The sequence below is a fragment of the Micrococcus sp. Alg238-R198 genome (assembly GCF_900537135.1).
GTDB lineage: Bacteria > Actinomycetota > Actinomycetes > Actinomycetales > Micrococcaceae > Micrococcus > Micrococcus luteus.
In genome coordinates this window covers 25,585-38,462 of record NZ_UNRH01000016.1, presented here as the reverse complement: position 1 = coordinate 38,462, position 12,878 = coordinate 25,585, and the positions used below count along the sequence as shown (strand labels likewise).

Below are 12,878 nucleotides of genomic sequence, written 5' to 3'. Positions count from 1 at the left end.
GCGGCGTCGCTGACTAATGGTTGCGCCCATTGTGCAATATTCCCCTCAGCTGCCTCCCGTAGGAGTCTGGGCCGTGTCTCAGTCCCAGTGTGGCCGGTCACCCTCTCAGGCCGGCTACCCGTCGTCGCCTTGGTGAGCCATTACCTCACCAACAAGCTGATAGGCCGCGAGTCCATCCAAAACCGATAAATCTTTCCAACACCCACCATGCGGTGGACGCTCCTATCCGGTATTAGACCCAGTTTCCCAGGCTTATCCCAGAGTTAAGGGCAGGTTACTCACGTGTTACTCACCCGTTCGCCACTAATCCACCCAGCAAGCTGGGCTTCATCGTTCGACTTGCATGTGTTAAGCACGCCGCCAGCGTTCATCCTGAGCCAGGATCAAACTCTCCGTAAAAAAATTACAGAACAACACCGTGGCAGCCGGAAATAACCACCACGACATCCATTCAATACCTAGCAAACCATCACCACACCACGGGGGTGGCAGGCGATGATCAACCAATATGTGTTAAAACAATTGGCATCAACAAACTTGGCACACTATTGAGTTCTCAAACAACAGGCGCTTCCAGCTTCAGCGACCCGCTCCGCGGGCCGTTTCGCTCTGGAGCAACTTCTCCATCCTAGACCATCCGTTTCGACCGTGTCAACTCCGTGTCCGAAGCATTCACCGTTCGTTCACGTGGCCGGGCTAGGAAACCTTACCACATGATCCGACCATGTCAACTCCGCTCAACGCGGTGTCAGACACTCACCGGACCATCCACGTGGAAGGCCTTGAAAAGCTTACCACATGATTGCCGGCTGTCAAACCAGATCATCTTCTTCAGGAATCCCGACCCGCATCACTGCCGGCCGCGCACCCGGTGAGCACCACCCGCCCTGGACCTGCCATTCTCGGCATGAATCCGCGGATTCTGTGTTCTTCACCCCGCCTCCCTGTCACCCGGTCGGCGTCTTGAGCACGAGATGGAACTCTACACACGAATCCCACCGAACACAAAATCAGGGGTGACACCCGGCGCGCAGTCCCGGGCGGACGGTCGACTTCCGCGTGTTCTCGCGGATTCCTCGATGCCGCCCGACGTGGTTCGGCACGCCCGCGCCGAGACCGCCGATCGTGACGTGCACCACGCGTCAGGGCGTGGCTGTCGTGTCCGGGTGCGGCTGGAGCCACAGGGTGGTCAGCGCCGGCACGTTCACCGTGACGTGGGCAGGCTGGCCCTGCCACTGGCCCTCATGGGCCGCGATCACCTCGGACTGGCGGGTCTGCTCCCGCCAGCCGTCACCGTGGAAGTCGATCGCGTCGGTGTCCAGCACCACCGTCCACTCCCCCGCGGACGGCACCCCCACGCGCAGCCCCTGACGCGGCGACCCCGAGAGGTTGGTGATGCACAGCAGCGGGGCGCCGCCCGGTTCAGCGGCCGGGACCGCGGCGCCGTCGTCGTCGATCCGTGTCTCCGGCACCACCTGCGCCGCGGGCATGCGGAGGAACACGAGCGTGTTGCCGTCGGCGTCGCCGCCGTCCACCCACGCGAATCCCTCCGGGCTGTGGTCCAGCGACCAGAGCGCCGGCTTGCTGCGGTAGAGCGCGTTGAGCTCCCGGATCGTCAGCTGGACCCCGCGGTGCGCCTCATCCCACGAGACGGGCCAGTCCAGGCCCTCGCCCTCGGACCACTCGCTCGGCTGCGCGTACTCCCCGCCCATGAACAGCAGCTGCTTGCCGGGGTGCGCCCACATGTACCCGTAGTAGGCGCGCAGGGTCGCCAGCTGCTGCCGTCGGTCGCCCGGGATGCGGCCCAGCAGGGAGCCCTTGCCGTGGACGACCTCATCGTGGGACAGCGGCAGCACGTAGTTCTCCGAGTAGGCGTACACCAGGGAGAACGTCCACTGCTCGTGGTGCCACCGGCGGTTGACCGGGTCCTGGGACAGGTAGGCCAGGGTGTCGTGCATCCAGCCCATGTTCCACTTCTTGCCGAAGCCGAGACCGCCCGCGTCCACGGGAGCGCTCACCCCGGAGAAGGCCGTGGACTCCTCCGCGATCATGTGGACGCCGGGGTGCAGGCGGTACACGGTCGCGTTGACCTCGCGCAGGAAGTCGATGGCCTCGAGGTTGTGGTTGCCGCCGTGCACGTTGGGCTCCCACTGCCCGTCCTCGCGCGAGTAGTCCAGGTAGAGCATCGAGGCGACGGCGTCCACACGCAGCCCGTCGATGTGGAACTCGCCGAGCCAGTAGAGCGCGTTGGCCACGAGGAAGTTGCGGACCTCGGTGCGGCCGAAGTCGAACACGAGGGTGCCCCAGTCCGGATGCTCGCCCCTCCGCGGGTCCGGGTGCTCGTACAGGGCGGTCCCGTCGAAGCGCGCGAGCGCCCACTCGTCCTTCGGGAAGTGCGCCGGCACCCAGTCCACGATGACGCCGATCCCCGCCCGGTGGAGCGCGTCCACCAGGTGCTTGAACTCGTCCGGGGAGCCGAACCGGGAGGTGGGGGCGTAGTAGCCGGTCACCTGGTAGCCCCAGGACCCGCCGAACGGATGTTCCGCGACCGGCAGGAACTCCACGTGCGTGAAACCCAGCCACTGCACGTACTCCACGAGCTGCTCGGCCAGCTCGCGGTAGTCGAGCCCGGGCCGCCACGAGCCCAGGTGCACCTCGTAGATGCTCAGCGGGCGCTCGTGCGGGTCCGTGACGCGGCGGCGCTCCATCCAGGTGCGGTCCCCGAAGGCGTAGTCGGACTCCAGCACACGCGAGGCCGTGGCCGGCGGGACCTCCGTCCAGCGGGCCATCGGGTCCGCCTTCTGCCGCCAGAGCCCGTCCCGGCCGAGGATCTCGAACTTGTAGCGGTCGCCGTGACCGACGCCGGGCGCCAGCAGCTCCCACACGCCGGAGGAGCCGAGGGACCGCATGGCGTGGGTCCGGCCGTCCCAGCCGTTGTGGTCGCCCACCACGCGCACGGCCCGCGCATTCGGCGCCCAGACCGCGAAGGCCGTACCGACGGCCTCGTCGGCGGAGGTGCGGACCACGCGGGCGCCGAGCACCTCCCACAGCCGTTCGTGCCGGCCCTCCCCGATCAGGTGCAGGTCCAGCTCGCCGAGCGTGGGCAGGTGCCGGTACGCGTCGTCCTGCTCCTGGACGGGACCGGTCGTGCCGTCCTCGGTCTCGTACGCCACCTCGACGCGGTAGTCGCCCGCGGCGGCCCCGGCCACGCGGGGCGTCGGGGCCACGCCCGCGAACACGCCGTCGTGCTCGTGCGTCAGCTCCACCCGCTGCCCGTCGCCGGCGCGGACCACCGTGACCGTGCGCGCCAGCGGGCGCAGCACGCGGTAGGTGACCGCGGCGCCGTCGGGATGCGGGTGGGCGCCCAGCACGGTGTGCGGATCGTGGTGCCGGCCCTGCGCGACGGCGGCCAGCACCTCCGGGTCCACGGCGAGCGGGGCGACGGCGGGGCGGGGGGCGGCGGACGGGGTCATGGCGATTCCTGTTCTGGGGACGGCGGGCGTCGGGAGCGGCTCAGCCGTTCCGGACGATCCGCAGGACATGGGCGGGCTCGACGTTCGGGTCCAGGCGGACGTACGGGGTGCGGCCCCACTGCCAGCGCTGGCCGGTGAGCAGGTCCTCCACCTCGACGGCCCCGGACGCGTCGCGGTCCTCGGGGCGCAGACGCAGCGCCTCGAGGTCCAGGTCCAGGGTCGCCTCGACGACGTCGTGCGGGTTCGTGGTGACGACGACGATCAGGGTGTCCTCCGCGGGACCGGCGTCGGTGACCGCCTCGGCGTCCCGGTGCGCGCCCTCGGGCCGGGCCGAGCGCGTCTTCGAGAACACGAGCAGGTCCGGGTGCGTCGAGGCGTGCAGGGTCAGGTTCTGCAGGTCGCCCAGCGCCGGGTGCGCAGCGCGGATCTCATTGAGCCGGGTGAGGTACGGGGCGAGCGAGGCACCCGCGGCCTCCGCGCCCTCCCAGTCCCGGGGGCGGTACTCGTACTTCTCGTTGTCGATGTACTCCTCCGCGCCGGGCCGGGCCACGTGCTCGAATAGCTCGAACCCGGCGTAGACGCCCCACAGCGGGCTGGCCGTGGCGGCGACGACGGCGCGGATCCGGAACGCGCCCGGGCCGCCGTGCTGCAGGTACTCCGTGAGGATGTCCGGCGTGTTGACGAAGAGGTTGGGGCGGTAGAACGCCGGCGTCTCGTGCGAGATCTCCTGGAGGTACTCCGCGAGCTCCTCGGCGGTGTTCCGCCAGGTGTAGTACCCGTAGGACTGCTGGAACCCGACCTTGCCCAGGGCGTGCATCATCGCGGGACGGGTGAAGGCCTCGGCGAGGAACACGACGCGCGGCTCCTCGGCACGGACCTTCGCGATCAGCCACTCCCAGAACCACAGGGGCTTGGTGTGCGGGTTGTCCACGCGGAAGATGTGCACGCCGCGGGCCACCCAGCCCCGCACCACGTCCAGCACCGCCTGGGCGAGGCCGTCCGGGTCGTTGTCGAAGTTCAGCGGGTAGATGTCCTGGTACTTCTTCGGCGGGTTCTCCGCGTACGCGATGGTGCCGTCCACGCGGGTGGTGAACCACTCCGGGTGTGCGGTGACCCACGGGTGGTCCGGGGAGCACTGCAGGGCCAGGTCCAGGGCCACTTCGAGGCCCTCGTCCGCGGCCGCGGCCACGAACGCCTCGAAGTCCTCGACGGTGCCCAGGTCCGGGTGCACGGCGTCGTGTCCGCCCTCGGGCCCGCCGATCGCCCACGGCGAGCCCGGGTCCTGCGGCCCGGCCGTCAGCGTGTTGTTCGGACCCTTGCGGTGCGTGGTGCCGATCGGGTGGATCGGCGGCAAGTAGGCCACCTGGAAGCCCATCCGGGCGACCGCCGGGAGCCGGTCGGCCGCCGTCGCGAAGGTGCCGGAGGACCACGTGCCGGAGGCCTCGTCGAAGCGGGCGCCCTCGGAGCGGGGGAAGAACTCGTACCAGGCACCGCGGCCGGCGAGCTCGCGCTGCACGTCCAGCGGGTAGAGCTCGGAGCTCGTGAGGTGCTCCCGCACGGGGCGGGCGTGGAGGACGGCGGACACCTCCGCCGACTCGGCGGAGGCCAGGCGCTGGGCCGGGATGAGCGACTCGTCCTCGAGGCCGCGAACGACCTCCTCGAACACGGCGCGGTCCTCGGCCGAGCGCTCCGCGTCCTCGGCGGCCCGGCGGAACAGGGCCGCGCCCTCGGCGAGCATCAGCTCCACGTCGACGCCGGCGGCGATCTTGACGGTGGCCGCGTGCTTCCACGTGCCCACCGGGTCGTCCCAGCCCTCGACCACGAACTGGTGCAGGCCCGGCTCGGCGGGCCGCAGCGTGGCCACGACCTCGTCCAGCCCGGGCCGGCCCGGACGCATCTGCACGCGCTGCACCTCGGCGCCGGCCGGGTCGAACAGGCGGACGGTGGCGCGCACGGAGTCGTGGCCCTCGCGGAACACGGTCGCGCGGACGGGGATGTCCTCGCCGACCACGGCCTTCGCCGGGAACCGGCCGTCCAGCACCACGGGCTGCACGTCCGTCACCGGGATACGCCCCGTGACGGTCTGGAGGCGGACATCGGCTGCGGTGGCGCTCTGGGTGTCAGGCTTCACGGTGCTCACGCCACGACGCTACCCCGCGGCCGCGCCGGTGAGAACGGCCGGCCCGCCCGCCCGCCGTGGGGCGGAGGGGCGGGCCGGGGACGGGGCGCCGGACGGGACGCTCAGGACAGCATGGTCTTGTCGTCCACGACGGCGCCCTTGATCTTGCCGAACTCGGCCAGCAGGTCCGCCGGGGTGCGCCCGGCCTTCTCCTGCTCGTCCAGCTCGAGGATGATCCGGCCGTCGTGCATCATGATCAGCCGGTTGCCGACCTCGAGGGCCTGGGACATGTTGTGCGTGACCATCAGCGTGGTGAGCCGGTGCTCGGCCACCACCTGCCGGGTCAGGCGGGTCACCAGCTCCGCCCGGGACGGGTCCAGGGCGGCGGTGTGCTCGTCCAGCAGCAGGATCTTCGGTCCGGAGAACGTCGCCATGAGCAGGCTCAACGCCTGACGCTGGCCACCGGAGAGCAGCCCGACCTTGGCGGTGAGGCGGTTCTCCAGGCCGAGTTCGAGCTTCGTGAGCTCGTCGCGGAACATCGCGCGCCGGGCGCGGGAGACGCCCCGCGAGAGCCCGCGGGCGTGCCCGCGTCGCCAGGCCAGGGCCATGTTCTCCTCGATCGTGAGGTTCGGGGCCGTGCCCGCCGTCGGGTCCTGGAACACCCGGCCGATCGAGGCCGCGCGGCGGTGGTCCGGCATGCGGGTGACGTCCTTGCCGCCCACGGCCACGGTGCCGGTGTCCGGGAGCAGCTTGCCGGCGATCGTGTTCAGGATCGTGGACTTGCCGGCGCCGTTGGAGCCGATCACGGTGACGAAGTCGCCCTCGGCCAGGTGCAGGTCGATGCCCTGCAGGGCGCGCCGCTCGTTGACGGTGTTCGGGAAGAAGGTCTTGGAGACCTGTGAGATCTCAAGCACGGGGGGCCTCCTCGGAGACGGATGCGGCGGGGGTGGCGCCGCCCGGCTCGCCGGTCAGGGGCATGCCGGCGGTGGCCGGTGCGGCGGCGGCCGGCGCCGGGGTCGCGGCCGTGCCCCGCGTGCGCAGGCTCAGGCGCCTGGCGAAGCCGAAGCGCGGCAGCAGCAGGGCCACGACGACGAGGGCCGCGGAGATCAGCTTCATGTCGTTCGGGCTCAGGCCCGCGTTGAGGGCGAACTGGATGATCAGGCGGTAGAGCACGGCACCGACGATCACGGCGAGCGTCGCCCAGAAGACCGTGCGCTGGCCGAACACGGCCTGGCCCACGATCACGGACGCCAGGCCCACGAGGATGAGGCCGATGCCCATGGAGATGTCCGCGAAGCCCTGGTACATGGCCAGCAGGGAGCCGCCGAGGGCCACGAGGCCGTTGGAGATCATCAGGCCGAGGATCTTCATCCGGTCCGTGGAGACGCCGTACGAGCGGATCATCTCCTCGTTGTCACCGGTCGCCTGCAGGGCGAGGCCCAGGTCCGTGTGCAGGAACCAGTCGAGGATCAGCTTCACCACGAACACACCGAGGAAGAGCACGAGGATCGAGCCCCAGTTCCGGGCCAGTCCCAGGTCGCCGAGCCACGTGAACAGGGTGTCCTGGCCGAGCAGGGGGATGTTGGCCTTGCCCATGATCCGCAGGTTGATCGAGTAGAGCGCGATCATCGTGAGGATGCCGGCGAGCAGGCCGTCGATCCGGCCCTTCGTGTGCAGCAGGCCGGTGACGAGGCCCGCGAGCGCGCCCGCCACGAAGGCGGCGAGCATGGCCAGGGGCACCGGCGTGCCGCCCGTGATGAGCACGGCGGCCGTGGCGGCGCCGGTGGTGAACGAGCCGTCCACCGTGAGGTCGGGGAAGTCGAGGATGCGGAAGGTCAGGTACACGCCGAGCGCGACGACGGCGTAGATCAGACCCAGTTCCACTGCGGTCAGCATGGGGCGGGTGCCTTTCGGGCGGTGCGAGGGGGGACGGACGACGGCGGGACGGGGTGGGCCGGCCGTCGACGTGCTCCGCGGCGGCCCGGACCACGAGGTCCGGGCCGCCGCGGAGGCGGGCAGGCGCGGGATCAGCCCTCGACGAGCTGATCGGCCCTGTCCGTGAGCTCGGCGGGGATCTCGACGCCGTAGGCCTCGGCGGCCTTCGGGTTCAGCACGAGCTGCAGGTTGGCCGGGTCGGCGTAGCCCACGGGCAGCTCGGCCGGCTTCGCGCCGTCCTTGAGGATCTTCACGGCCATCTCGCCGGCCTGCTTGCCGTGCGCCGTGTAGTCGATGCCGTACGTGCCCAGGGCGCCGCGCTCGACGGAGTCGATGTCCGCCGAGATGACGGGGACGCGCTGCTCCTTGCCGTAGCCCACCACGGTCTCCAGCGCCGAGACGACGGCGTTGTCCGTGGGCACGTAGATGCCGTCCACGCCGGACAGGGACTGCACGCCCTGCTGGACCTCGGACGAGTTGGTGATGGTGGCCTCCTTGACCTCGAGGCCCAGCTCCTTGCCGGCCTCCTTGGCCTGGTCCACCTGGACCTTGGAATTGGCCTCGCCGGAGTTGTAGACGATGCCGACGGTCGCGGCGTCCGGCTTCACGTCCTTGAGCAGCTGCAGCTGCTCCTTGACCGGGTTGCGGTCCGAGACGCCGGTGACGTTGCCGCCCGGGGCCTCGTCCGAGGCCACGAGCTCAGCGCCCTGGGGATCGGTGACCGCCATGAACACGACCGGCTTGTCCTTCACGGCCGAGGCGGTGCCCTGCGCTGCGGGGGTCGCGATCGCAGCCACGAGGTCCACGTCCCCGTCGTTGGCGAAGGTGGAGGCGATGGAGGTGACCGTGGCCTGCTCGCCCTGGGCGTTCTGCTCCTCGAACGTCACGTCCAGGCCGGCGTCCTTGAACGCCTCCTTGAAGCCCTCGGCCGCGCCGTCGAGCGCCGGGTGGGAGACGAGCTGGTTGATGCCCACGGTGTAGGAGCCGTCGCCGCCGGCGGCGGAGGACGAGCCGGAGCCGCCGGCGCCGGAGTCGCCGCACGCCGTGAGCCCGAGGGCGGCGACGGCGAGGGCGGCGGTGAGGGGGAGGGAGCGGTGCTTCATGAGACGGACCTCGTTCTGATGGTGCGGTGCGGGATGCGCTCGCCGACGGGGGCCCGTCGGACACAGTGCAGACACTGTGCGTGGTGACACGCATCACAGGCAAGACGTGCGCGTATCCACGCGACATCCTGCCATGTGATCGGCGTCACTGTGGACACTCTGCCCGCGTCGGCGCCGTGTGCGACACCCGCGTCCCCGCCCGGCCGTCATCCCGGGCGGGGGCGCCGTGGGGGTCAGCGCCCGCCGGCGCGCTGCACCGAGATCTCGTACAGGGAGATGCCCACCGCCATCGAGGCGTTGAGGGACTCCATCGTCGAGTCGATCGGGATGGACACGATCTGCTGGCAGTGCTCCCGCACCATGCGGGACAGACCCTTGCCCTCGGCCCCCACCACGAGCACGAGCGGCTCCGTGGCCAGGGCGAGCCCGGGCAGCGAGACGTCCCCTCCGCCGTCGAGGCCCAGCACGAAGTAGCCGGCCTTGTGCAGGTCGACGAGGGTGGTGTTCAGGTTGCCGGCCTGGGCCACGGGCACCCGCGCGGCCGCGCCGGCCGAGGTGCGCCAGGCGGTGGCGGTCACGCCGACGGAGCGGCGCTCGGGCACGATCACGCCGTCCGCGTCGAACGCGGAGCCGGCCCGGATGATGGCGCCGAGGTTGCGGGGGTCGGTGATGCCGTCGAGCGCGATCAGCAGCGGCGGGGTCCGCAGGTGCCCCTTCTCGTGCTTCGCGAGCGCGTCGAGGGCCAGGGCCGTGGCGTCCGCGTACTCATAGGGCGGGATCTGCAGCACGATGCCCTGGTGCACGGCCTCGCCGGAGAGGCGGTCCAGCTCCGGCTTGGTGTTCTCCAGGACCGGCACGCCCTGCTCGAGGCAGAGGCGCAGGGCCTCCTTGACGCGGTCGTCCATCTCGATGCGCACGGCCACGTGCAGCGCCTTGGCCGGGATGCCCGCGCGCAGCGCCTCGAGCACGGGATTGCGACCGGAGACCGTCTCATCCGTGAGCTTCACGCGGCCGCGGACCTGGTCCTTCACGGGACCGCGCTTGGCGGCCGAGCGCTCGGCCAGCTGCTTGGCGCGGTGCGCCTTGTGGTAGACCCGGTCCTCGGCCTTGGGGGTGGGGCCGCGGCCCTCGAGCGCCTTGCGACCGTGGCCGCCGGTGCCCTTCATGGGGCCCTTCTTGCCCTTGGGCTTGCGGGATCCGCCGGAGCGGGGGGCGGTGGACATGGCGGGACTCCTGCGTGCCGGGGACGGGGGCGGCGGCACGCGGGGCGCCGCCGGATCGCCCTCCAGTCTAGGTGTCAGTCCGCCAGGCGCCATGTGGCGCCGTCGGCGCCGTCCTCCACCACGACGCCGGCCGCGGCCAGCGCATCGCGGATGCGGTCCGCGGTGGCCCAGTCCTTGTCCGCGCGGGCCTGTGCCCGCGCCTCGATCTGCGACCGGACGAGCGAGTCGAGGGCGTCCGACACCGGGCCGGCCGCGGCGTCGTCGCCCTCGGGCACGTCGTCCAGGCCCAGCACCGCGGTCATGGCCTCCACCTCGGCCAGGCGGGCGGCCGCGGCGTCGAGGTCCTGCCCGGCCAGCGCCGAGTTGCCGGCGCGCACGGCCTCGTGCAGGGCCGCGAGCGCCTGGGGCACGTTGAGGTCGTCCTCCATGGCGGTGCGGAAGGCGGCGGGCACGCGGTCCGCGAGCGCCCCGTCGGGGGCGGGCGGGACGGCGCCGGCGGCGCGGGCGCGGGCCGTGAAGCCCTCGATGCGCTCGACGGCGGCCTCGGCCTCGTCGAGGGCGCCGGGCCGGTAGTCGAGCTGGGAGCGGTAGTGGGCCTGCCCCAGGAAATAGCGCACCGCCGTCGGGCGGGCCATGCCGAGCATCTCCTCGGGGGAGATCGTGTTGCCCACGGACTTGGACATCTTCTCGCCGCCGTAGGTGACGAGCCCGTTGTGCAGCCAGAAGCGGGCGAAGCCGTCACCGGCGGCCGCCGACTGGGCCAGCTCGTTCTCGTGGTGCGGGAACCGCAGGTCCAGGCCGCCGCCGTGGATGTCGAACTCGGCGCCGAGGTACTTCGTGGACATGGCCGAGCACTCCAGGTGCCATCCGGGGCGGCCGGCGCCCCAGGGCGACTCCCACACGGCGGTGGCGGGCTCGCCGGGCTTGGCGCCCTTCCACAGGGCGAAGTCGCGGGGGTCGCGCTTGCCGCGCGGGTCGGCGTCGGGGGCGTCCTGCATGTCCTCGACGCGCTGGCGGGTGAGCTCGCCGTAGCGCTCCCAGGACCGGACGTCGAAGTAGACGTCGCCCGAGCCGTCCTGCGCGGGGTAGGCGTGGCCGCGCTCCATCAGGCGCTCGATGAGCGCGAACATCTCGGGCACGTGGCCGGTGGCGCGCGGCTCATAGGTGGGACGGCGGACGCCGAGGGCGAGGTAGGCGGCGTCGAACGCCTTCTCGAACCGGTAGGCCAGGGCCCACCACGGCTCGCGGGCCGGGTAGAGGTCCGAGGCCTCGAAGCCGGCCTCGTGGGAGGCGGCCGAGCGGTCGAGGATCTTGTCGTCGATGTCCGTCACGTTCCGCACCGAGGTGACGCGCAGCCCGGTGGCCTCGAGCCAGCGGATGAGGATGTCGAACACGATCGCGCTGCGCACGTGGCCCACGTGCGGCATGCCCTGCACCGTGGCCCCGCAGTAGTACACCGACGCCTCGCCGGGCACGAGGGGCTCGAAGTCCCGGATCTGCGCGGTGCGGGTGTCGTAGAAGCGCTGGGCCATGGGGGCGCGGTCCTTCCGGAGGGGCGGGGTCCTGACGGGGCTCTGCCAGCCTAGTCGGTGCGCCGACGCGGGCTCAGGCCGCGGGGACGACGAGCGCGGTCGCGATCCCGACCAGCCCCTCCCTGCGCCCGATGAACCCCAGCCGGTCCGTGGTGGCGGCGGAGACGGACACGGGGGCCCCGCCGAGGGCGGCGGAGAGGGCGGCCTCCATCTCCGCGCGGCGCGTGCCCACCTTGGGCCGGGGTGCGACCACCTGGACCGCCACGTTCCCGACGGCGACGCCCGCCTCCGTCAGCAGGCGCAGCACCTCGCGGAGCATGTCCGCGCCGGAGGCGTCCGCCATCTCCGGCCGGTCGACGCCGAACACGGCCCCGAGGTCGCCGAGGCCGGCGGCGGAGAGCAGGGCGTTGCACGCCGCGTGGGCGGCCACGTCCCCGTCCGAGGTCGCGGCCACGCCACGCTCGCCGGGCCAGTGGATGCCGCCGAGCCACAGGGGCCGGGGGGCATCCTCGGGTGCCCACGCGTGCACGTCGGTGCCGATCCCCACGCGCGGCAGGGGGGCGGCCGCGGCGGGGCGGGCGGGCTGGTCCATGGGAGTCTCCTCCTGGGGGATGCGGCGGGCGAGTTCGAGGCGGGCGAGGTCGAGGTCGGCGGGGGCGGTGACCTTGAACGCGGCCGGGTCGCCGGGCACCACCACCACCTCATGCCCCGCGGCCTCCATGACCATCGCGTCGTCGGTGAGCACCGCGGCGTCGAGCGTGGGGTCCGTGCGCACGGCCTCGTGGGCCGCCAGCAGGGTGTCCAGATCGAAGCCCTGCGGCGTCTGGATCGCGCGCAGTTCGGCGCGGGCCGGTGTGGCCGCGACGACGTCGACGCCGCCCCGTCCGGGGGTGACCTGCTTGACGGTGTCCGTCAGCGGCAGGCCCGGGACCGCGGCGACCACGCCGGTCTCGAGCGCCGCCGTGACGGCCCCGAACACGCTCGGCGGGGTCAGCGCGCGGGCGGCGTCGTGGACGAGGACGCGGCGGGGCGCCCCCGCCGGGGCGAGGTCGGCCAGAGCGCGGGAGGCCGCGGTGAGTCCGGCGCGGACCGAGTCCGCGCGCTCGGCGCCGCCCGGCACGCAGTGCACGGGCACGTCCAGGTGCGGGCCGGCGTCGACCTCGGCGGCCACGCGGCCGGCGTCGGCCCCCGCCGGCGGGGTGAGCACCACGACGGCGTCGAGGGCGAGCCCGGCGGCGCGTGCGGCGGCGACGGACGCCAGGCAGTGGTGCAGGAGGGTGCGGCCGTCCGCGAGGGGGGCGAGGGCCTTGGGCAGCCCGGCGCCGAGGCGGGTGCCGGCGCCGGCGGCGGCGATCACGAGGGCGGTGGGCATGGCCTCATCCTAGGGAGCGCGCCGGTGTCCGTGGCCCGGGACCCCCGGCGGCGACGGCCGGGGACGAAACAGGGGAGGGGCCCGCGTCGTGGACGCGGGCCCCTCCCCTGTCGTGTGCTGC

Annotated in this window: 8 protein-coding genes and 1 rRNA gene; all 9 read right to left on the bottom strand. The window is 72.2% G+C overall.

Annotated features, from left to right (window positions below):
• A 16S ribosomal RNA gene (locus G6R13_RS11480) occupies positions 1 to 399 on the bottom strand; the annotation flags it as partial.
• 743 nt (positions 400 to 1,142) lie between these two features.
• Positions 1,143 to 3,473, bottom strand: coding sequence for a 1,4-alpha-glucan branching protein GlgB (gene glgB / locus G6R13_RS11475; protein WP_163721737.1), 2,331 nt, complete (start codon positions 3,471 to 3,473; stop codon positions 1,143 to 1,145).
• Between the two features lie 40 nt (positions 3,474 to 3,513).
• On the bottom strand, positions 3,514 to 5,613 hold the full coding sequence (locus G6R13_RS11470; RefSeq protein ID WP_163721735.1) for an alpha-1,4-glucan--maltose-1-phosphate maltosyltransferase: 2,100 nt from the start codon (positions 5,611 to 5,613) through the stop codon (positions 3,514 to 3,516).
• Between the two features lie 101 nt (positions 5,614 to 5,714).
• Positions 5,715 to 6,506 (bottom strand): ABC transporter ATP-binding protein, encoded by a 792-nt coding sequence (locus tag G6R13_RS11465; protein WP_036382449.1) that lies wholly within the window; start codon positions 6,504 to 6,506, stop codon positions 5,715 to 5,717.
• The gene (locus G6R13_RS11460; protein WP_036382447.1) at positions 6,499 to 7,488 is read right to left on the bottom strand and encodes an ABC transporter permease; all 990 of its coding nucleotides are present in this window, start codon (positions 7,486 to 7,488) and stop codon (positions 6,499 to 6,501) included. The genes G6R13_RS11465 and G6R13_RS11460 overlap by 8 nt, the downstream gene beginning before the upstream one ends.
• 131 nt (positions 7,489 to 7,619) lie before the next feature.
• Positions 7,620 to 8,630, bottom strand: coding sequence for an ABC transporter substrate-binding protein (locus G6R13_RS11455; RefSeq protein WP_145951522.1), 1,011 nt, complete (start codon positions 8,628 to 8,630; stop codon positions 7,620 to 7,622).
• 233 nt (positions 8,631 to 8,863) lie between these two features.
• Positions 8,864 to 9,853, bottom strand: a complete 990-nt coding sequence (gene rlmB, locus G6R13_RS11450; protein ID WP_036382443.1) for a 23S rRNA (guanosine(2251)-2'-O)-methyltransferase RlmB — start codon at positions 9,851 to 9,853, stop codon at positions 8,864 to 8,866.
• 74 nt (positions 9,854 to 9,927) lie between these two features.
• Positions 9,928 to 11,385, bottom strand: a complete 1,458-nt coding sequence (gene cysS / locus G6R13_RS11445; RefSeq protein WP_041104726.1) for a cysteine--tRNA ligase — start codon at positions 11,383 to 11,385, stop codon at positions 9,928 to 9,930.
• A gap of 73 nt (positions 11,386 to 11,458) precedes the next feature.
• Positions 11,459 to 12,757: a 2-C-methyl-D-erythritol 2,4-cyclodiphosphate synthase gene (ispF, locus tag G6R13_RS11440; protein ID WP_145951523.1), complete on the bottom strand. Its 1,299-nt coding sequence runs from the start codon at positions 12,755 to 12,757 to the stop codon at positions 11,459 to 11,461.
• Positions 12,758 to 12,878 lie beyond the last annotated feature (121 nt).